This is a genomic window from Tenacibaculum sp. E3R01 (assembly GCF_003318185.1).
GTDB classification, from domain to species: Bacteria; Bacteroidota; Bacteroidia; order Flavobacteriales; family Flavobacteriaceae; genus Polaribacter; species Polaribacter halocynthiae.
This window is the reverse complement of record NZ_QOCC01000023.1, coordinates 180,813-202,402: the sequence shown is the minus strand read 5'-3', so window position 1 is coordinate 202,402 and position 21,590 is coordinate 180,813. Positions and strand designations below refer to the sequence as shown.

Below are 21,590 nucleotides of genomic sequence, written 5' to 3'. Positions count from 1 at the left end.
TTTTTTAGTACAAGAGTAAAATAGCATTATTAATAGTGTTACTAATCGATTAATAGCTAGTGATTAATAAAATTTAGTATAAAAAAAATAAAAAACAAAAAAATGAGTCTTACAATAATAAATGAGAAAAAGCATATAATATCTTTAAAAAACTTGTCAAAGCAAGAAGTGTTAGATATAGTTAATAGAGGAGTAGAATACTCTAATGGTACTGTTGAGTTAGGGTATCAATTAAAAAATCAAGTAGTTGGTGTTTATTTTACCAAAACATCTACAAGAACAAGAACCTCTTTTACAACTGCTGCACTTCGGTTAGGAGCTAATGTTATTGCTTATGGACCTAATGATTTACAAATAAACACAGGTGAAAGTATGAGTGATACTTTACAAGTACTTTCACGTATGTTAGATGGCTTAGTTGTTAGAACAGCAGGTAGTCCAAATGTACTTAAAGCTTTTGCAAATCAAAAAAGAATGTCTATCGTTAATGCAATGACAGAAGATGAACACCCAACTCAAGCTTTAGCAGATCTGACAACATTAATGTGTCATTTTGGTGAGCTATCAGGTTTAGAAATAGTCTATTTAGGAGAGGGGAATAATACAGCAGTTGCGTTGGCATTAGCTTTAGCTAAGTTTTCTAATATTAAGTTGAGTTTTTTTACTCCACCAAATTATCAAATACCAGCAAATGTATTGCAGTATTCAAAAAACGAAGCAGCCAAAAATAACACTGTTATTAATGAATTTCATGATATGAAAAAGTTGCCTAAAAATGCAGATGTAATATACACTACACGTTGGCAAACAACAGGAACTACAAAACCTGATGCAAATTGGAGAGAGATATTTGACCCTTTTGCTGTAACTCAAGAAGTAATGTCAAAATATTCAAATTCTATTTTTATGCATGATCTTCCAGCTCATAGAGGAGAAGAAGTAGAGGCTTCTGTCATAGATGGCACAAGTAGTATTGTTTTTCAACAAGCCGAAAATAAAGCACATAGTGCAAAAGCTGTTTTGGAATGGTGTATGAGATAGTTTTATCTGTTTTAAGATGTAAGTAAACTAGAACATGCATTAAGTAATTATTAACTTTAATTTTATTCTTATGACATCAATTTATTATACTTCATGTAAAAAATTACCTGAAAATGAATATAAAAAATTAGCCGAGTTATTGCCTAAAAAAATGCAAGAAAGGTTAAGTAAATTTCGTCGCTGGCAAGATGCTTACACGTATTTATATGGGAAGCTACTTTTGAAAAAGTGTATGCTTCAATTTGGCTACGATAATTCTTTAGAATCTATAAAGACGACTGAACATGGTAAGCCGTATTTTGAAAATAGTTCTTTCTCATTTAATATTTCTCACTCAGAAGAATACGTTGTGTGTGCAATTAGTAATGATGAACAAGTAAATTTAGGTATTGATATAGAAAAAGTAAAACCAATTAAATTAGATGGTTTTAATACTGTTTTTTCTCCAGAAGAAAAGAGAGAAATAGATAGTTATAACAAGTTTTATACATGTTGGACAAGAAAAGAAGCTATTGTAAAAGCTGATGGTAGAGGGCTAACTATACCTCTAAATACAATTAACACCTTAAGCTCGTCAACGAAATTAGATGATGAAAAATATTATTTATCTAAAGTAGATATTAACAATGGGTATATTGCTCATATTGCGTCTCAAACTAAAATAGAAAAAATGAATGTGATTAACTTTTGTTTTTAATTTTAAGGCTTGATTGTTAACTGTTTTTGGTTTTTTGTAAAATAAAAACAAAAAAACACATTGTCTTTCTGTAAAAACATTGTATATTTGCAACCGAAAATCGCGGGATAGAGCAGTAGGTAGCTCGTCGGGCTCATAACCCGAAGGTCACTGGTTCGAGTCCAGTTCCCGCTACTAAATAAAAAAGCCTCATATAATTATGAGGCTTTTTGTATTAATAAAATTTCTTAAATAAACTTATTTTTTCTAATTATAACGTTCAACATTAAATGGAGTTAAATTTAAACTCGTTTTTTGCTCAGAAATTAACTCAGAAACTATTTTACCAGTAGCAGGACCTAAACTCCAACCCATCATAGCATGTCCTGTGGCAACAGTTACATTTTTAAAATTTGATAATTTACCGATGTAAGGTAATCCATCTGGAGAGCATGGACGTAAACCTGAACGAGCATTTTTAATGTCTGAAGAATCAATTTTTAAACCTTTATAATAATCTTCAGAAGCTCTGGCAATCATTGAAACTCTTTTAGTATTGATTTTTTCGTTTATTCCAGCTATTTCCATTGTTCCAGCAAAACGAGTATATCCTTTCATTGGGGTTACTGCTACTTTTGCTTCCATTAATATTGAAGGAATATTGATTCCTGTATCTTTTTCAACATTAATACGATAACCTTTTCCAGCCTGAACAGGTATTTTTAAATCGAGTTTTTTTGCAATTATAGGGGTCCAAGAACCCGTTGCTAAAACCATTTCATCAGCTATAATTTCTCTATTATTAGTTTTTATTGAAGAAACTTTGTTATTTGAGGTTGTTATATCAATTAGTTCTTCATTAGAAAGTATAGTAACTCCTGAATTTATTAAATAGTTTTTCATTTGTTTTATAAATTCTGAAGGTGTCATGTGAGCATCTGAATGATAATAAACAGCTCCTTTTATATTTAAATCAACATTAGGTTCAAGCTTTTGTACTTCTTCGAGAGTTAAGTTCTCTACTTTTAATCCTTCTTTAATAGCTCTTTCCCCAACCCTCCATTCTTCTTCACCAGTTTTTTCAGTTTGATAATACATCATCAATCCTTTATTTTGATAATCAAAATCAAAATCAGATGAAGCTTTAATGTCTTTATATAATTTTTTACTAAAAAGATTAATATCTTTTATTACTGGTATAGATTTTTCAACTTTCTGATGAGTTGAGGCTTTTTTAAACAACCAAGACCAACGTATAAAATCAAAATCTAATCTAGGTTTTATTGATAAAGGACTTGTTGAACTAAACATCCATTTAATTCCTTTGTTAATCATTCCAGGAGCAGCTAGAGAAATTATATGACTTGGAGTAATAAGCCCTGCATTTACATGCGAAGCACCACTTAACAAATCTGACTTGTCAATAATAGTAACATTATGACCTTCTTTTTGTAAATAATAAGCAGAGCATAAACCTATAATACCACCACCTACAACTAATATATTTTTATTCATAAACTATATAACTTGGAATCCATGTGCATATGGATCGTCTTCATCGTCAATTATTATATTATTATAACCATAAACTTTAGCCCAACCTTGGATGCTTGGTATAATTGCTTTTTTACCATTTAAAGTTGTTTCTTTTTCTACACAACCTATAAATTTACTACCAATAAAACTTTCATGAATATACTGTTCACCTTGTTTTAATTTACCTTTGGCATGAAGTTGTGCTATTCTAGCTGAAGTTCCTGTTCCACATGGGCTTCTATCAATTGCTTTATTACCATAAAAAACTGCATTTCTGCCTGATGAAGTCGGGTCAATAGGATTACCAGTCCACAACATATGAGTTACATCTCTAATGGTATCATTTTCAGGATGAATAAACATGTCAGGATATTTCTTATTAATTCTATCACGAACAACTTGTGAATATTGAATTATTTTTGAAGCTGTAAAATCATGAATACCACTAAAGTTTTTTTGAGGATCTACAATAGCATAATAATTTCCTCCATAAGAAACATCAAAAGTAATTTCTCCTAATTCAGGACATTCAATCGTTAATCCTTCGGCAGCTAAATAACTTTTTACATTTGTTAATCGAACCCAATCAACTTTTTTACCCGTTTGTTGGTATTCTATTTCAACTAAACCAGCAGGGGCTTCCATTTTTATTTTTCCAGGAATTTTTGGCGTAATTAACCCTTCTTCAATAGCTATAGTTATTGTACCGATAGTTCCATGTCCACACATTGGTAAACAGCCAGAAGTTTCAATAAATAAAATTGCAAAATCATTTTCCGGATTGTGAGGAGGGAAAAGTATTGAACCACTCATCATATCATGACCTCTAGGTTCAAACATTAAACCTTTCCTAATCCAATCATATTCTTTAAGGAAATGTTGACGTTTTTCGCTCATATTTGAGCCTTTTAAATTAGGGCCGCCACCAGCAACAACTCTTACTGGGTTACCACATGTATGTGCATCTACACAAAAAAAAGTTTTTCTCATTAAATATATCTTTTTTAACCCCAACCTAACTCCCCTTAAGGAAAAACACCCTTCTAAGCTTTTCCTTTAGTGAGGAGTATAGGTCAGTATATTAAATTTTTCCGTTAGTAATTTTGTCGTTAACTAACCTTGATATACCTAATGAATTTTCATTCTTTAGTTCTTCAGGTAATAATTCATTTGGCCAATTTTGATAGCTAAATGGTCTTACCCATCTTTTAATAGAACTTGTTCCAACAGATGTAAACCTAGGGTCTGTTGATGAAGGATAAGGGCCTCCATGCACCATTGAAGAACAAACTTCAACACCAGTAGGAACTCCATTAAAAATAATACGTCCTACTTTATTACTTAAGAGCGAAAGTAAATAATTATACTCATTTATTTCAGAATTATTTCCTAAAATTGTTCCAGTAAGTTGCCCTTCCAGATTCGACACAACTTTTTCTAGTTCTTTTTTGTCTTTACATTTTACTATTAAGGAAAACGGGCCAAAAACTTCTTGGTGAAGGTTCGGGTTTTCTATAAAATCACTACCATTAACAACCGCTAATGCTTGTTTTGCAAAATTAGCTTCTGTATCATTTGCATAGTTGGCAACAGTATGCGTTTTGTCTTGACTAATTATATTCTCTTTATTAGCATCGTATGATTCTTTAATATTAGGATGTAGCATACAAGTAGGGTCTATTTTTACTATTTCATTAGATAAATTAGTAATGAATTTTGAAAAATCGTCACTTTCTATTCCTAGAATTAAACCAGGATTTGTACAAAACTGACCTGTTCCTAATGTAATTGAAGAAGCATAAGTCTTAGCTAATTCTTCCCCTCTTGTTTTTAAAGCTTCTGGTAAAGTAATAACTGGGTTAATACTTCCCATTTCAGCAAATACAGGAATCGGTGTTTCTCTACTAGCTGCTTTGTTAAACAAACTTCTACCTCCAGCAATACTACCTGTAAAACCAACAGCTTTTACATTTGGGTGTTCAACTAGAGCTACACCAACAACTCTTCCGCTTCCGGTAATGTTTGAAAATACACCATTTGGCATTCCAGTTTTTTCTGCTGCTTTAATAATAGCACTAGCTACTAGCTCACCAGTACCTGAATGCATAGAGTGTGATTTTACAATTACTGGACATCCAGCAGCAAGAGCACTAGCGGTATCTCCTCCTGCAGTTGAAAAAGCTAAAGGAAAATTACTAGCGGCAAATACAACAACAGGACCAATAGGAATGTTTATTTTTCTTATGTCAGCTTTAGGTAATGGTTGTCTATCTGGTATAGCAGTGTCAATAGTAGCGTCAATCCATGAACCTTCTTCTACCAATTTAGCAAATGATTGTAATTGAAAAATTGTTCTACCTCTTTCTCCTATAGCACGTCCTTCAGGTAATCCTGATTCTGAACAATAAGTTTGAATTAAATCATCTCCTAATGCCATGATTTCATCAGCTATTGCATATAAAAAAGCTGCTTTCTTAGCGCCTGAAAAAGTTTTATACTCTTCAAAAGCTTCATTGGCTAATTCTACAGCTTCATTTACTTCTTCTATAGTTGCTTCATAAAAATTAGAATCGTTTTCTATATTAAGTTTTGGATTGAATGTTTTATGAGTTACGTTTCCTTCCGCAGAAAGTTTATTTCCTATTTGGTTCTTTCCTGTAACTCTTTTTGTGATGGTTGAAATCATAATTTATTTTTTTAAATGAAGCTTTTTTGTGAAATAAAATAATTATAAGTTGAGGTAATTATACCCCAACTTATCTGTTAAATAGCTAATTCTAAGCTTTTATAATCAGGTAATGTAGGACGGTTTTTTACTCCGTTCTCAATTATCTCTAGTACTTGTTTACGCTCTTCACCTATTAAAGGTAATCTTGGTGCTCTTACATTTTCTGTTCCAATACCAGTTGCAACTTCAGCTAATTTAATATTTTGTACTAATTTAGCATTAATATCTAATTCTAATAAAGGTAAAAACCAACGATAAATGGCTACAGCTTCATTGTATTGACCAGCTTTTATTAATTGATAAATAGCTACTGTTTCTGCAGGAAAAGCACAAACTAAACCAGCAACCCAACCATCAGCTCCTAAAACTAAACTTTCTAAAGCTAAAGTATCAACACCACTTAAAATAGCTAATCTATTTCCAAAACGATTCTTTATTCTTGTAACATTTGAAATGTCTCTTGTAGATTCTTTTACGGCTTGAATATTTGGGCAAGAAGATAATAATTCTTCAAACATATCTAATGTAACTTCAATTCCATAATCAACAGGGTTGTTGTATACCATAATAGGTAAATCTGTTGAATTAGCAGTTTGCTTAAAAAATTCAACTGTTTCTCTTGCATCTGCTTTATAACGCATAGGAGGTAACATCATTAAAGCTGATGCTCCATCTTCTTTCGCTTTTTTTGCAGCTTCAATAGCTCCTTTTGTAGTTTGTTCAGCTATATTCATAACAACTGGTACAGCACCATCTACTATGCGAACTGCTTCTTTAACTAATAAACGTTTTTCTTCATCAGATAAAGTTGAAGCTTCACCTAAAGTTCCACCTAAAATGATTCCGTCTACACCAGCTTCTAACTGAGCTTTAATGTTTACTTCAAACATTTGTAAGTCTAGTGTATCGTCATTTGTGAATTTTGTTGTTACTGCTGGCATAACGCCTTTCCATTGAATGCTCATTATAATTGTTTTTTTTACAAATTTATATTGAAAAAGAAAATTGAAACGTGATTCTATTATCTCTTGTTGATACTATATTACCTTGTTATTTGTTTTTGTGTGGTTATAATGTGTATATTTAATAGATTTGATAAAAATAACCCTCATGAAAGTATTACCTTTTAAAATACCAAAAGCAAAAAACATAGGACTTATTTATCAAGAAGATAGAGGAGTTTCTTTTTATGATAAACTACATCAGCATGAAGAAATTCAAATTTGTTATATAGTAAAGGGAGAAGGTGCTCTAATAGTAGGAGATGCTGTAAATGATTATTGCGATGATACTATTTTGGTTATAGGAGGAAATCAACCTCATGTTTTTAAAAGCGATAGTTCTATCATTAAAAAATCATTTATGATGTCGCTTTTTTTTACAAAAGAATCATTTGGGAATGCTTTTTTTGATTTAGATGACTTTAAAGAATTAGAATATTTCTTTAATAATGCTAAAACTAGTTTTAAGATTAAGAACAATAGTCAAGAATTAATTAGTTGTTTTAAAGATTTACCTAAAAGTGATGATTTTGAAAGATTTATAATCTTCCTTAAAATTATTAAGCTTATTTTAAAGTCAGATATTGAGCGATTATCCACTTTTTTGTACACAAAAAAGTATACAGATAATGAAGGGAAAAGAATGGGAAAGGTTATGGATTATACTTTAAATAATTATAGTAAAAAAATAGATTTAGAGGAGGTTTCTGAAGTAGCAAATATGACTCCCAATGCTTTTTGTAGATATTTTAAGCAAAGAACAAATAAAACATATTTTACATTTCTTAATGAAATTAGAGTTGAAAAAGCATGTAAATTATTGCAAAATAAAGAATATTTAATAACAGAAATATCTGAAAAATCTGGATTTAAAAATATATCTAATTTTAATAGAAAATTTAAAGAGATAAAAGGATTTACTCCGTCTGATTATCGAGCTAATTACTAAATATTTAGAATAAAGTAGGGAAATATATATTTTAACTGTTTATTATGTTGGGGGCTTTTTAATATTGAGGTTCTTTAATTAGAAACATATCTAGTATTTTGTGAAAATAAATCTTGTTTTTAAAAAAAATTAACAAATTTTTATGACTCTGTTGTTTATATTTGGGGTCCTATCTACATTTTAATGAAAAAATATATACAATCCTTATTATCGATTATCTTTTTTGTGAGTTTGCACACTAAAGCGCAAGAAACTTTACCGATTTATTCAGATTATTTATCAGATAATGTCTTTCTGATTCACCCTGCTTCTGCTGGAATCGGAGAGTGTGGTAAAGTAAGATTAACTGCACGTCAACAATGGGTTGGTGTTAAAGATTCTCCTGAGTTACAAACATTAAGTTTTCACAGTAGAGCTGGAGATAATTCAAAAGCAGGTTACGGATTTGTGCTATTTAATGATAAAAATGGATATCATTCTCAAAAAGCTGTTCAAGGTACTTATGCATATCATTTAGATTTAGGAAACGAGAATTTATTTAATCAAGTTTCATTTGGTTTATCATTTTCAGCGGTTCAAAATGAAGTAGATCAAACGGGGTTTTTTAACGATCCTGCAGTAAGTCAGGTTGTAGAAAGTAGTTTTTACTTTAATGCAGATTTTGGTATGGCATACCATTATAAAGGCTTTTCATCATATTTTACAGTAAAGAATATTTTATTATCTGCAAAAAATAAATTGAATTCAAATTTTGAATCATTTAACCTTAGAAATTATATTTTGGGAGCTGGTTATTTCTTTGGTGATGAAAATAATGTACAGTTTGAACCTTCTTTTATGTTTCAATACAAAGATCAAACAGGAGAGAAGATTGCTGATATTAACTTAAAAGCTTATAAGAAATTCTCAAACACTCAATTGTGGGCAGCAATTTCTTATAGAAGAAGTTTTGATGGTACTGTATTTGGTGATGCTCATTACGTTACACCAATAGTTGGAGTTAATTACAAAAAATACATGATAGCATATACATACACAAAACAAACTGGTGATATTACTTTTTCTAATGGTAATTTTCATCAAATATCACTAGGTATAGATATCTTATGTAGAAAAAGAAGAGCTTCTGCTTGTCCAAATATAAATGGTAGTTTTTAAAAATCCAATTCTTTAATAATACTATTAGGATATTGTTTTAAAAAATAACTAAGTGTAGATTTATTTTTGTTAATATAGAATTGATAAGTAGGAGTATTATTACTTTGTAATAGTAATTTATGCTTACTTAATACATGCTTTGTTTGTTTAGCAACTGCAAGTCCTGAGTCTATTATTTCTATTTTATTACCTACAATTTTTTTAATTAAATCTTTTAAATATGGGTAATGAGTACAACCTAAAACAATGCAATCTGCATTTTTTTTAATCATTGGTGTTAGATATTTAGTAAGTAATTTATTCATGTCAGGAGAATTAATTTCTCCCTTTTCAATTAAATTTACTAAACCTTCACCAACCTGTTCTATAACCGTGATATTATCTTCTAGATTAGATGATGCTTTTTCAAATAATTCACTATTTAATGTCCCTTTAGTAGCTAAAATACCTATAGTATTAGTATTTGTTTGAAGTGATGCTGGTTTTATTGCTGGTTCTATACCAATAAAAGGGACATCATATTTTTGTCTTAATATTTTTATAGCATTTGTTGTAGCAGTATTGCAAGCAACTACTATGATTTTACAATTTTTTTCTAATAAATATTCAGTATTTTTAATTGACAATTCAATTATTTTCTCTTCTGATTTATAACCGTATGGGGCGTTTTTACTATCAGATAGATATATAGTATTTTCATTAGGCATTAAAAGTTGAATTTCTTTCCAAATTGAAGTTCCTCCTACACCTGAATCAAATATGCCTATTGGATTTTGAGATTGTGCTTTCATGATATTACAAAAATAAAAAACCTGCTTTATTAAAGCAGGTTTTAAAAATTATCTTTTGTTAAATTAAGTACTACAATGTATTAGAAACCTAATTTAGCTTTTACAGCATTGTAAATATTTTCACCTTTATCGTAAACGATTAATCCTTTACCTGGAGCAGCATCAAATACATAAATAATTCCTTTTTCAGCAGCTACAGCTTTAATAGCATCTTCTGCTTTCTTTAAAATTGGAATAGTTTTTTCTTGATATTTTTTTTGCATTTCTTTTCCAGCAGCTTGTTCAGCTTGAGAAATTTTAGCTCTTTCTTGTTGAATTTCAGCAGCTCTCTTTTGATTAACTTCTAAAGTTTGGCTTTTCCCTTCTGCGTCGTATTTTTTATATTTAGCTTCAAGTTTTTTGTACATTGTTTCAATATCATCACGGTACGTTTTATTTAACTTTTCAAGCTCTGCTTTCATTGCTTTGGTTGCAGGCATTTCAGCTAATAATTTATCAGTATTTATATGTGCAGTTTTTTGTGCGTTAGCTACACCACCTAATCCAACTGTAAAAATTGCAACTAATAATAACGTTTTTAAATGTTTCATCTCTGTTGTTTTAATTTAATTATTGTCTTTATTCTTGATTTATTTGTTTTCTTCTTGTTGTTTTTTCTTTTCTTCTTGCGCTTTTTTTAATGCATCTCTTTTCTCTTTTAATAGTTTTCTTTTTTCTGCTCTAGCTTTTAAACGCGCTTTTCTTTTTTCTTCAATTTTCTTTATTCTTTCTTCTCTTTCAGAAAGTTTCTTTTGTTTCAAAGCAGCTTTTTTAGCGGCTATTTGCTGTTGTTTTTCGCTTAAGTCACCATTTTTTAATAGTTCTTTCTTAGCAGCTATTTTATCTTTTTTAGCTTGCTTTTTTTGATCTATATTGATCATTTTTACTACAAGATTACTAATGTCGTGTTTCTTGTTAGAGTAAAGCATTACTAAATCAGAAGATTTATCAAAAACAAAATCGTATTTCTTTCTAGAAGCAATAGTTTGTACTGAATTATATACTTGATCTTGTACGGGTTTTATTAATTGCTTTCTAAAATTATACATATCACCGTTTGGACCAAAATATAAAGATTCTAACCTTCTGAGTGATTCTTGTTTTATCTTAATATCTTCTTCACGTTCCTCAATTAAATCTTTAGTTAAAATGGCTTTTTCATTAACAAGATCAGTTTTCAAAACTTCAATATTACGAGCCTCTTTATCTAATTTTTTTTTCCACTTATCAACTTTTGCATTTAATGAATTTTGAGCTTCAATATATTCAGGAATATTCTGCAGAATATATTCCATATCAATATATGCAATACGTTGATTTTTTTGTGCAAAAGAGGTTGCGACTAAAAGTAAAAGAACTACTGATAAAATGTTTTTTTTCATCTTTGTATAATGTGTTTAGAAAAAACCGTGCCAAAAACCAGACACATTACAAATGTAAGGTTTTAGAACTGTCTTCCAATAATAAAATGTGTTTGCCAACCAGATTTTAAAGCGTTTATACCTTCTAACCCAGGTAAAGGATCAAATCCATGTGCGAAATCGATTCCTAATAACCCAAAAGCAGGCATAAAGATACGAACACCTACTCCAGCTGAACGCTTTAACCTAAACGGATTAAAATTGCTAAAATTGTCATATGAATTTCCAGCCTCTAAAAAACCTAAAGTATAAATAGATGCAGATGGTTTATCTGTTATTGAATAACGAACTTCTAACTGAAATTTATTATATATAGAACCACCATCAATAGATGATATTCTATTATTTTCATAACCTCTTAAACCAATTGTTTCTCTTCCATCTAATTGCCCTTGAGCAATACCATCACCACCTACAAAATATCTTTCAACTGGTGTTAAGCCTAAATTACTATTATAACTTCCTAAATACCCTATTTCAAAATTAGACATTAATACTAATTTTTTAGCTAATTCAGTATACCATTTTCCTTTTGCAGAAAGTTTATAATACTCTAACCATTTATATTTATCAGCAAAATATGCTTGTTCTTCTGGAGATCCTTGAATTAAATCAGAAGGTCTTGTATAATCTTTACCATTAATTAAAGAATAAGGAAGCGTTGCTTTTGCTCTAATAGTAAACTCTGAACCATAAGTAGGGAAAATTAAACTAGGTCCTGTTGAATTACGGCTTAAAGCAGCTGTATAAGCTAAGTTATTTAAATCACCTTCACTTAAAACTGCATTTGATGAACCTACTCTGTATCCGTAATTTTGTAAGTCTATACGTTGGTAACTAATGTTTTGAGATAATGTAAAGTAATCATCAGGCCATTTTAAACGTTTACCTAAACCAATAGAAGCACCAATAATACTCAAGCTTTCATCTTTATTAACTGAGTTGGTAGTAAAGTTATACCTATATTGATTTGACAGATATACAGAAAACGATAAAGATTGTGGAGTTTTACCACCTAACCATGGCTCAGTAAAAGAAAAACTATATGTATTAAAAGTTCTACTTGCTTGTAAACGTAGTGATAGACTTTGTCCGTCACCCATAGGTAAAGGTTTATAGGCCTCTTTATTGAAAATGTTTCTTATAGAAAAATTATTAAAAGATAAACCTAAAGTACCAATAAATGAGCCACCACCATAACCGCCTTGTAATTCTATCTGGCTACCACCTTTTTCAGCGACAGAGAATTCAATATTAGCAGTTTTATCTTGATAATTAGGAGTAACATTAGGAGTAACATTGGTGTCAAAGAATCCTAATTGACCAATTTCACGGATAGAACGTATAATGTTTTGACGACTAAATAAGTCTCCTGGCTTTACACGTAATTCTCTAAAAATAACATGGTCATTAGTTTTATCATTTCCAACAACAGTTACTTTTTTTATTGTTGCTTGTTCATCTTCTCTAATTCGAACTTCAACTGTAATTGAATCATTTTTAACTTTAGTTTCAACAGCGTTTATTTGAGAAAATAAATACCCATTATTATGATAAAGTGTTTGGATATCCTGAGAGCTTGGTGTACCATCTCCAGAAATACGTTCTTTCAATACTTTTCCATTGTAAACATCTCCTTTTTCAATACGTAATAAGTTTTGTAGTTGAGAATCAGTATAATTTTTATTTCCTACGAATAAAATATCTCCGAAACGATATTGGCGACCTTCTTCTAACTTTATTTCAAGGTTAATAGTATTGTCATCATTCCAGGTTACTTTATCTGATAATATTCTAGCATCTCTATATCCTTTTTCGCTATACTTTTCAAGTATATTTTCAAGATCTTTTTTATAGTCTTCTAAAATATATTTTGATGATTTCCAAAAACGACCAAAAAACTTACGCTTGGTGTTTTTCATAGCACTTCTTAAAGCACCAGCTGACATAGCTTTGTTACCAGTAAAGTTAATTTCTTTAATTTTTATACGATTACCTCTATCTATAAAAATTTTCATACTAATGGCATTTACATCAGAAGTATCTTTTTTAGTTTCTAATGATACTTTTGTTTTTAAATACCCTTTATCTGTATATTTTTTCTTAATATAATTACGAGTAGTTACAATAAGGTTGTCAGTTACCATCATACCTTTTTTTAACTCAGTCTCTTTTCTAATATCTTTTGCTTTTGATTTGCTTACACCAGTAATAACTACATTTGATAGTTGTGGGAGTTCAGTTACATCAAATTGAAGGTATACTGTATTTCCATCTAACTTAGATAAGTATACATCTACTTCACTAAATTGTTTACTTTCATACAGTTTTTTTATAGCACTTGTAAGTTTATCACCTGGAAGTTTTACTGGTTGTCCATTTACTAGACCAGTATAAATTCTAACAGTTTGTTCGCTGAATTTTTGAAGTCCAGTAACAGTTATGCCTCCTAGTATATAATCTTTTCCTTTTTCGTAAGGAATAACACCATTTGTTTTGGTACTGTCTTTAACTATTATGTCTTGACTTTGAGCATTTACTGTTATAAAAGTAGTAATAAATAATGCTATTAAATATGAATATTTATTCATCGCTTTCAATCTGTTCACTTGTTTTTCCAAATCGTCTTTCCCTATTTTGGTAATCTATTATTGCATCAAATAGATGCTCTTTTCTAAAATCTGGCCAAAGTACTTCAGTAAAGTAAAGTTCTGCGTATGCCATTTGCCACAGTAAATAATTACTAATCCTTTGTTCCCCACTTGTACGTATCATTAAATCAACGTCGGGCAAATTAAATGTATATAAATGATTATTTATAACTTTTTCGTTAATTTTTTCAACATCTAGCTCGTTATTAACAACTTTTTTAGATATGTTTTTGATAGCATTAACAATTTCTTCCCTTGATCCATAGCTTAAGGCAAATGTTAATGTTATTTTCTTATTGTTTTTTGTGCTTTCAATTACATGTGCTAAAACCTTCTGAGCATTTTTAGGCAAACTACTTATGTTTCCTATTGAATTGATTTTAACATCTTTTTTTATGAACTCAGGTAATTCTTTTTTAAGAGTAGTTACTAATAGGCTCATCAATGCATCTACTTCAAATTTTGGTCTATTCCAGTTTTCAGTAGAAAAAGCATACAATGTTAAAAATTTTACGCCTAAATCAGAAGCTGTATCAGCAGTTTCTCTAATTGCAGTTAAGGCATTTCTATGCCCAAAAACACGTTGCATCCCTTTACCTTTAGCCCATCTACCATTACCATCCATTATAATGGCTATATGATTAGGTTTCTTATGTAAATTAATGCTTCGTAGTTTTTCTTCCATATTTTTATTCGGTTAATCCGTTATAACATTGTGGTTTGCCAAAGGTATAAACTATTGATAAACCAGAAAAGACATACCAATCATTTCCATTACCTCCAAAATTAAGAGAGCTTATGTCAGGAGTGCTATAATCTATATCATCGGCAAAAGTAAATCTAGCACCTATTTCAAAAGCAATAGCTAGATTATTAACTAGTAATCCTTTTATACCTATACCTACTGGGGCTGAATAAGAGAATTTGTTTTTTAATTCAATAATGTTGTTAGAAATTGCTCTAGCTGGACTTTTATAGTTAAAAGTAGCTACTTCAGCAAAAATATAAGGAGTATAACTAGTTCGGTGATCACCTATGTTGTAGTCATAAAAATTAAATTCAATACCAGCTGCAAATTCGTGTATGTTATTAGAGAAAGTTCTTCCGTTATTTTGTCTAAATGCATTCTCAGCATCACTATCTTTAGCAGATACAGGGATGTATGTATAAGTACCCCTAAGTGCTATTCTAGGATTCAAATTGTACTTATATATTATACCACCGCCTATTTTATTTGGGTAAATATAGTTAGTTCTTCCTATGTCACCTATGAAGTTTGAGCCCCCTAACAAGACCCCTATTTCATGGCTTTGAGCCTGTGAAACAATTGAAGCAATTGAAAATAATATGAATAAAATTTGTTTTTTCATTATAAAAATAGCGTGCAAATATAGGGAATTGAATTTGCTTTAAAAAGTTAATAATCTGTCTTTTTTGATTAACTTTTTTTTTGAAGATTTATTGTGGATAGTATATTTTATAAAGCTTCATTTCTTGTGTCTTCTCCCCATAATAGTTTACCTCTAAGTGTTTTTATGTAGGATTGATTTTTTGGTAGAATACTTTTAATAGTAAAAGGAGCTTTTTTTATTCGGATTGTTGTTTTTTGATCTACAGTAGTTATTCTAGAATCTAAAGATATTAAATAGTCTTTTTCTCTTGCGCTAACTTCTAGTTGAATTGAGGTGTTATCGGGTATTACCATTGGTCGGGCATTTAGGTTGTGAGGAGCAATGGGGGTAATAACTAAACTTTTAGAGTTTGGTAAGATTACTGGTCCGTCGCAACTTAAAGAGTAGCCAGTTGATCCTGTTGGTGTTGATATAATTAAACCATCTGCCCAATAGTTTGTTAAATATTCATTATTTAAGTAAGTTTTTATCCCAATCATAGAAGTTGTGTTTCTACGCGCGATTGTTATTTCATTTAAAGCAAAATTTAATTCTGAAAACTCTTCTGTTGTAGGAGTGGTCTCAATTTGTAAAAGAGTTCTTTCTTGAATAGAATACTCTTTTTTTAGTAAAAGCTCAATAGATTCTTCTATTTGGTCTTTTTGTATGGTAGCTAAGAAGCCTAATCTACCAGTGTTTATACCCATCATAGGGATATCTAAATTACGAACATATGTAATTGCTCGTAAAAAAGTTCCGTCACCTCCAATAGTAAACAATAGATCAAAAGAATCTGACAAATCATTAAAGTGAGAAAAGGTTGGGTATTTTTTTTCAAGTGATTTGTTTTCAATTAACAAGTCGTAAAATTTTTGTTCAAAAAAAACAACAATATTGTATTTCTTTAAAACAGCAAGCAAAATTTTTATTTCCTTTTCAGCAGAAATAGTATACGCTTGTCCGTATATGGCTACTTTTTTCACTTTTTGATAATGTTAGTTATAATTATGAAAGTTACATGTCTAGATATTTTCTCAAATATCTAGCTCTATCTTTAAGTTCTTCAATGTAAAAATCATCATCATGTTGTGTTACTACAGTGTAATCATATCTCCTAAAAGTTTGAATGATTTCATTTATTTCTGTTGATGATACTTTTAATGTTACTTGGATGTTATCTTGCCCTTCATGAGACATATACATACCTAATAATTTTCCATTATTACTTTCAACTATTTGAGAAATTTGACTCATAGAGTGTTCACTTTTCCCTTTTTGAATAATTAAAGTTTCACTTTCTAAATGTAAAAAAGGGCTATCAGCAAATGCATCTAAAATATCACCTAGCTCATAATATCCTACATAGTTTAACTCGTTGTTTAAAACAGGAATTAAATTACAATCATTGTCAGCAAATAAAGTAACTAAATCAAGTAAGGTAGCTCTTTCATTAGTGTAAAAATGATCTAGTAGGTAGTCATATTCTTTTATACTACCATTTTTATTTTCAATAGTTTGAATATCACTTTCAGGTAAACAACCTATAAGTTTTCCGTTTTCAATAACTGGAATATGTGTTATAGGTAAATTTTTAAATAAATCTTGAGCACTACTTACCGTATCTTTTAAGCCAAGCTCTTTAATTTCGTTTAATATAAAATCGTTAATATTCATTAGTACGAATATAGGTTAAAATGATTTAATCAATTACTTTTGCTCATAATAATATATAGCTTAAAATAAAACTTAAACAGTAATGGCAAAGTTAAGTGTAAATATAAATAAAATTGCAACATTACGTAACTCAAGAGGAGGTAATGTACCTAACTTACTTAAGGTAGCACAAGATGTTCAAGATTTTGGTGCTGAAGGAATAACTATCCACCCAAGGCCAGATGAGCGACATATACGTTATCAGGATGCTTATGATTTAAAGTCTATCGTTACTACTGAGTACAATATTGAAGGAAATCCAATTAAGCAGTTTATGGATTTGGTGTTAGCAATTAAGCCAACGCAAGTAACTTTAGTTCCGGATGGAGAAAATGTACTTACATCTAATGCAGGATGGGATACTGTTAAGCACCAATCATATTTACAAGAAGTAATTTCAGAATTTAAAAAAGAAGGAATTAGAACTTCTATTTTTATAGATACAGATTCAAAATTAATAGAAGCAGCGGCAAAAACTGGAGCAGATAGAATAGAGTTGTATACAGAAGATTTTGCTAGTGGATTTGAAAAAGGGAATACTGAAGCTATAAAGCCATATACTAAAGCTGCGGTTTTAGCTCATGATTTAGGTTTAGGAATCAACGCAGGACATGATTTAAATTTAGAAAACATTCAGTTTTTTAAACAAAACATTCCAAATTTAGCAGAAGTTTCTATAGGACATGCATTAATTTCTGAGAGTATATATTTAGGTATTCAGAATGTTGTAAATATGTATTTACATAAATTGCAAAGTTAGTTTAAATGAAGTTTTTTACCATAATTTCATAAGTATGGAAATTTTACATTCACGAATTGTAGGAGAGGGAATACCGTTAATTATTTTGCATGGCTATTTTGGTATGGGAGATAATTGGAAAAGTCACGCTAATAAACTGGCTAATGACGGTTTTGAAGTACATCTAATAGATCAACGAAACCATGGACGAAGCTTTCATTCAGATTTTTTTGAATATGAATTAATGGTAGAAGATTTACTAGCTTATATTGAATATCATAAAATAGAAAAGCTACATTTATTAGGGCATTCCATGGGAGGGAAGACTGCAATGTTGTTTGCTACTGAATATGATGAGTTAGTTGATAAATTAATAATAGCTGATATTTCACCAAAAACTTACCCACCACATCATAATGATATTTTAGTAGCATTAAATTCCGTTGATTTTACTATTCAGAATTCTAGAAAATTGGTTGATGAGAAATTAGCAGAATTAATACCGCAAGCTGGAGTTCGTCAGTTTTTATTAAAAAGTCTTTATTGGAAAGAGAAAGGAAAATTAGATTATCGTTTTAATTTGAAATCGTTAACGGAGAATAATAATGAAGTAGGAGTAGCATTACCTTCGTTTACTGTTTTTGAAGGTGAAACATTATTTTTATCAGGAGAGAACTCTGGTTATATTTCTAAAGAAGATGAACCTTTAATAATGGCTCATTTTCCAAAATCTATAATTCAAACAATAAAAAATGCTGGGCATTGGTTGCATGCTGAAAATCCAAATGATTTTTATCAAGAAGTAATAGGTTTTTTATTGGATTAATTAAGCGATGAGAAAAGTGCGTTTTTAGAATTTTGTTAGTTGATGATTTTCACTAAAAAAAACGAGGCAGGAAAATTAAATAACCCACCCCGTTAGCGCCCCTCCGTATCTGCTTTAAGAGGAAAATTCAAGGGATACCTTCAATCTGCGTTATTTTTAATTTGATTAGCTATATTACTTATAGAGTTGTTGATTAATAGCTTTTCATTCATATGATTGTTAAAAACTATTGTGATAGCCTTAGCTATTACCAAGTTGTTTCTTTTTCCAGAATATACTTTCTGTATAGTTTCTAATGAAAAATCATAATCATTCTCCATTAGGTATTCTTTAACTCTTTCCCTGTATTTGGGAGGTTTAATTTTTTCTAATTCTTTTCGTTGCATTGTTGTTATCATAAAAACTACAGTTGTTTTTTAGTAAAATACAGCACTTTTAATTTATATTTGTACGTGTTTTGTACTTATGATACTACAAATCTACAAACAAAATTCTAATTAGAAAAACAAAATTAAAATAAATTTAGAAAAAAGTTATTTTTAATGAGTGATTTTATTGATCAGACATATAAAAGAGTAGAGCAGATTATTGATTATAATAATCTGAATATTAAGTCTTTTGAAGATAGGATTGAGGTGTCTAATAATTCGATAGGTACAGCTATAAGAAGAAAAGCCTCATTTAAAAGTAATGTGTTAAACAAAATTCTAAATTCTTTCCCTGATATAAATCCAACATGGTTGTTAACTGGAAAAGGGAGTATGATTTTAAATGATATAACGAGAGAGCCAGAATCTGATTATAAAAATCAAAAGTTACAATATCAAATAAAAGAGCACCTCATTGAGTTACTTTTAGAAGACAATGAGGTGAGAAGTGTACTTTCAAATCAAGTGAAAAGTATAATTAATTAAAAAGTTATTTTAGTAGTTATTTTAATTTTTCACCTAAGCTATATAGTTTATTAAGCCATTTATCTCGATGTTTTTCTGTTGAATTTTTAATAACGGATAAATAAGTGATTTTAACAGGTTTTATACCGCAAAACTGAAGAGTTCCTTTTTTGAATTGATTAATTGCTGGTCTTTTCATAAATAAATAGTCATACCAACTAGGAGTATCTGAGGTAATTACAATTCTTGCTGTTTTTCCTTTTAAAAGTTTTTTAGGAAAAGGTTTTCCATTTACAGGTTCAAAAGTTATACCAGGCAAAAAAACCCTGTCTATAAAGCCTTTCATAATAGCAGGGTAGCCTGCCCACCATAAAGGAAAAAACCAAACAATATGATCTGCTTTTTTAATTTTATTAATCGCATTTATTAAATCAGGTTCCAGTTCTGTTCTTTTCCTGTAGCCAAATTTTAAATTTGAATTAAAATTTAAATCTACTATGTTAATTTGATCAATTATTACATTTGTTTTTTTTGTCCCTTTTTTATACGAATCACATAAAGCATGATTGAAACTTTGTTTGTCAGGATGTCCATTTATGAGTAAAATCTGTTTCATTTGTTTCTTTATTGTTTGATAACAAAGAAACGTATGCTTTAAAATTAAAAAAAGGACATTTGTCTAATTATGAACAGACCTTCTTATTCTACTTAAATGTCTTTGTGTAATTCCTAAATAAGAAGCAAGATGGCTTAATGGGATTGATTGAAGATAGTCTGGATGAGTGTTAAGTAGTTCCTTGTATCGTTTTTCTGCACTTTCTTTTTGCAAAAGAAAAATTCTTTTTTCTAAATTAATGTACTCCTGTTCAGCAAAAAGCTTAAAAAGGCGCAACCAGTTAGTACTTGATTCTTCAAGTTTAGAAAGTTGGTTTTTTGATATTGAATATAATTCAATATCTGTCAATGCCTGAATACTTTCTGTTGTTTTTGTTTGTGTGATAAAAGATGAATATGCAGTAATAAATGAATTTTCTGATAAAAAACAGTAAGTAACTTCTTCTTCGGTAGAAGAGTAATAAAATGACCTGAAAATACCGGATATTACAAAAGCCACTTCTTTACATATAGCACCTTCTTTGATAAAAAAATCACCCTTACTTAATTTTTTGTAGGTAACTAAATTTAAAAATGTTTCAATTTCTTGATTTGTAAGAATATTATATGATTCAAGATGTTTTTTCATTTACAAAAATGTTACTTTATCTAAACAAATATAGATGATTTAGTGTATTATATTGTAAATAAACTGACCTATAACTTCACCAGAGTTATATAAAAAAGTTATACATATTAAACAAATATAGATTGAAGAATATATTTTTTTTGAGGTTTTAGCTTTTTCTGATTTAAAAATGAAAAATATTGAAACTAATAGTAAAATAAAATAATACATAATTTTCTTTTTTGAATTAATTTAATTTTGAGGATATATTATAATTGGTATTCTTAAAAGAAAGAATATTACAAAAACTAATAATTTTTTTAGTCATAATAAAAAACTGCCAAAAGAGCAGTAAAAATTATTTGGTATGATTATGGACTATAATTAAACAATAGTAGATGACTTTAAGAAGTGCAATATTAGTATTCTATAAGTTCTACTGTATTAACATTGATAAAAGAAAAAATGAAAATATTTTTAAAATTACTACTAACAGCCATAGCGGTAATTGTGTTGGCTGCAATTTTACCAGGAATTACAGTTACTAATTATGTAACAGCATTTATTGTTTCCATAACAATTTCATTATTAAATATGTTTGTAAAACCTCTTCTTATATTTTTTACGTTACCAGCAACTATAATAACTCTTGGGTTGTTTTTATTTGTTATTAATGCAATAATTATAATTTTGGCAGGTAAATTAGTAAGTGGTTTTGTAGTAAGTGGATTTTTTACGGCATTAATATTTAGTGTATTATTGTCAGTTTTTAGATCGTTTTTATTCTCTCTAATGAAAGAAGAAAAAAAATAAAA

Annotated in this window: 23 protein-coding genes and 1 tRNA gene; 9 read left to right on the top strand and 15 right to left on the bottom strand. The window is 29.4% G+C overall.

The features are described 5' to 3' along the window. Nucleotides 1-102 precede the first annotated feature (102 nt). From DS884_RS12090 to DS884_RS12080, 3 genes are all read left to right on the top strand, one after another. A complete protein-coding gene (locus DS884_RS12090; protein ID WP_199488207.1) occupies nt 103-1,041 on the top strand; it encodes an ornithine carbamoyltransferase in 939 nt (312 codons plus the stop codon). A 70-nt stretch (nt 1,042-1,111) separates the two neighbouring features. Continuing rightward, nucleotides 1,112-1,738 carry a 4'-phosphopantetheinyl transferase family protein gene (locus tag DS884_RS12085; RefSeq protein ID WP_093870229.1) on the top strand — a complete coding sequence of 209 codons (627 nt, stop codon included), beginning with the start codon at nt 1,112-1,114 and terminating at the stop codon, nt 1,736-1,738. Between the two features lie 101 nt (nt 1,739-1,839). Beyond that, a tRNA-Met gene (locus DS884_RS12080) sits at nt 1,840-1,912 on the top strand. 72 nt (nt 1,913-1,984) lie between these two features. Here the strand turns inward: DS884_RS12080 and DS884_RS12075 are convergent. From DS884_RS12075 to DS884_RS12060, 4 genes are all read right to left on the bottom strand, one after another. After that, nucleotides 1,985-3,232: an NAD(P)/FAD-dependent oxidoreductase gene (locus DS884_RS12075; RefSeq protein WP_113786922.1), complete on the bottom strand. Its 1,248-nt coding sequence runs from the start codon at nt 3,230-3,232 to the stop codon at nt 1,985-1,987. Between the two features lie 3 nt (nt 3,233-3,235). Next, a complete protein-coding gene (locus DS884_RS12070; RefSeq protein WP_113786933.1) occupies nt 3,236-4,243 on the bottom strand; it encodes a 4-hydroxyproline epimerase in 1,008 nt (335 codons plus the stop codon). A gap of 91 nt (nt 4,244-4,334) precedes the next feature. Further along, nucleotides 4,335-5,939, bottom strand: a complete 1,605-nt coding sequence (locus DS884_RS12065; protein WP_113786921.1) for an aldehyde dehydrogenase (NADP(+)) — start codon at nt 5,937-5,939, stop codon at nt 4,335-4,337. Between the two features lie 77 nt (nt 5,940-6,016). Beyond that, nucleotides 6,017-6,946, bottom strand: coding sequence for a dihydrodipicolinate synthase family protein (locus DS884_RS12060; RefSeq protein ID WP_093870232.1), 930 nt, complete (start codon nt 6,944-6,946; stop codon nt 6,017-6,019). 145 nt (nt 6,947-7,091) lie between these two features. On the opposite strand from DS884_RS12060, the gene DS884_RS12055 reads away from it, so the two are divergent. Both DS884_RS12055 and DS884_RS12050 read left to right on the top strand, forming a co-directional pair. After that, complete coding sequence (locus DS884_RS12055) at nt 7,092-7,931, top strand: AraC family transcriptional regulator (protein ID WP_093870233.1); 840 nt, start codon at nt 7,092-7,094, stop codon at nt 7,929-7,931. 183 nt (nt 7,932-8,114) lie between these two features. Further along, a complete protein-coding gene (locus tag DS884_RS12050; protein WP_093870234.1) occupies nt 8,115-9,089 on the top strand; it encodes a type IX secretion system membrane protein PorP/SprF in 975 nt (324 codons plus the stop codon). On the opposite strand, the gene murI is transcribed toward DS884_RS12050, so the two are convergent. The 8 genes from murI to DS884_RS12010 all read right to left on the bottom strand — a co-directional run bounded on the left by murI (nt 9,086) and on the right by DS884_RS12010 (nt 17,056). Then, complete coding sequence (murI, locus tag DS884_RS12045) at nt 9,086-9,880, bottom strand: glutamate racemase (protein WP_113786920.1); 795 nt, start codon at nt 9,878-9,880, stop codon at nt 9,086-9,088. The two genes, DS884_RS12050 and murI, sit on opposite strands and share 4 nt — an antisense overlap. 80 nt (nt 9,881-9,960) lie before the next feature. Further along, on the bottom strand, nt 9,961-10,470 hold the full coding sequence (locus tag DS884_RS12040; protein WP_093870236.1) for an OmpH family outer membrane protein: 510 nt from the start codon (nt 10,468-10,470) through the stop codon (nt 9,961-9,963). A 39-nt stretch (nt 10,471-10,509) separates the two neighbouring features. Then, nucleotides 10,510-11,301: an OmpH family outer membrane protein gene (locus DS884_RS12035; protein WP_093870237.1), complete on the bottom strand. Its 792-nt coding sequence runs from the start codon at nt 11,299-11,301 to the stop codon at nt 10,510-10,512. A 62-nt stretch (nt 11,302-11,363) separates the two neighbouring features. Beyond that, nucleotides 11,364-13,931 carry an outer membrane protein assembly factor BamA gene (gene bamA / locus DS884_RS12030; protein WP_093870238.1) on the bottom strand — a complete coding sequence of 856 codons (2,568 nt, stop codon included), beginning with the start codon at nt 13,929-13,931 and terminating at the stop codon, nt 11,364-11,366. Further along, a complete protein-coding gene (locus tag DS884_RS12025; protein ID WP_113786919.1) occupies nt 13,924-14,676 on the bottom strand; it encodes an isoprenyl transferase in 753 nt (250 codons plus the stop codon). The genes bamA and DS884_RS12025 overlap by 8 nt, the downstream gene beginning before the upstream one ends. A 4-nt stretch (nt 14,677-14,680) precedes the next feature. Then, nucleotides 14,681-15,361 (bottom strand): DUF6089 family protein, encoded by a 681-nt coding sequence (locus tag DS884_RS12020; RefSeq protein WP_113786918.1) that lies wholly within the window; start codon nt 15,359-15,361, stop codon nt 14,681-14,683. Nucleotides 15,362-15,468: 107 nt separating this feature from the next. Next, nucleotides 15,469-16,365: an NAD kinase gene (locus tag DS884_RS12015; RefSeq protein ID WP_113786917.1), complete on the bottom strand. Its 897-nt coding sequence runs from the start codon at nt 16,363-16,365 to the stop codon at nt 15,469-15,471. A 31-nt stretch (nt 16,366-16,396) separates the two neighbouring features. Further along, nucleotides 16,397-17,056, bottom strand: a complete 660-nt coding sequence (locus DS884_RS12010; protein WP_093870242.1) for a CBS domain-containing protein — start codon at nt 17,054-17,056, stop codon at nt 16,397-16,399. An 82-nt stretch (nt 17,057-17,138) separates the two neighbouring features. Here DS884_RS12010 and DS884_RS12005 point away from each other — a divergent pair, with 82 nt between their 5' ends. Beyond that, a complete protein-coding gene (locus DS884_RS12005) occupies nt 17,139-17,855 on the top strand; it encodes a pyridoxine 5'-phosphate synthase (RefSeq protein ID WP_093870243.1) in 717 nt (238 codons plus the stop codon). Nucleotides 17,856-17,889: 34 nt separating this feature from the next. Further along, a complete protein-coding gene (locus DS884_RS12000; RefSeq protein WP_113786916.1) occupies nt 17,890-18,660 on the top strand; it encodes an alpha/beta fold hydrolase in 771 nt (256 codons plus the stop codon). 140 nt (nt 18,661-18,800) lie between these two features. Here DS884_RS12000 and DS884_RS11995 read toward each other — a convergent pair whose 3' ends face one another. Further along, on the bottom strand, nt 18,801-19,058 hold the full coding sequence (locus tag DS884_RS11995) for a hypothetical protein (RefSeq protein WP_113786915.1): 258 nt from the start codon (nt 19,056-19,058) through the stop codon (nt 18,801-18,803). A 144-nt stretch (nt 19,059-19,202) separates the two neighbouring features. On the opposite strand from DS884_RS11995, the gene DS884_RS11990 reads away from it, so the two are divergent. Then, nucleotides 19,203-19,574, top strand: coding sequence for a hypothetical protein (locus DS884_RS11990; protein WP_113786914.1), 372 nt, complete (start codon nt 19,203-19,205; stop codon nt 19,572-19,574). A gap of 16 nt (nt 19,575-19,590) precedes the next feature. Here the strand turns inward: DS884_RS11990 and DS884_RS11985 are convergent, their stop codons facing one another. Then, complete coding sequence (locus DS884_RS11985) at nt 19,591-20,169, bottom strand: NAD(P)H-dependent oxidoreductase (RefSeq protein WP_113786913.1); 579 nt, start codon at nt 20,167-20,169, stop codon at nt 19,591-19,593. 63 nt (nt 20,170-20,232) lie between these two features. After that, nucleotides 20,233-20,796, bottom strand: a complete 564-nt coding sequence (locus DS884_RS11980; protein ID WP_113786912.1) for a Crp/Fnr family transcriptional regulator — start codon at nt 20,794-20,796, stop codon at nt 20,233-20,235. 444 nt (nt 20,797-21,240) lie between these two features. Here DS884_RS11980 and DS884_RS11975 point away from each other — a divergent pair, with 444 nt between their 5' ends. Continuing rightward, nucleotides 21,241-21,588 (top strand): phage holin family protein, encoded by a 348-nt coding sequence (locus DS884_RS11975; RefSeq protein ID WP_113786932.1) that lies wholly within the window; start codon nt 21,241-21,243, stop codon nt 21,586-21,588. Nucleotides 21,589-21,590: the final 2 nt, after the last annotated feature.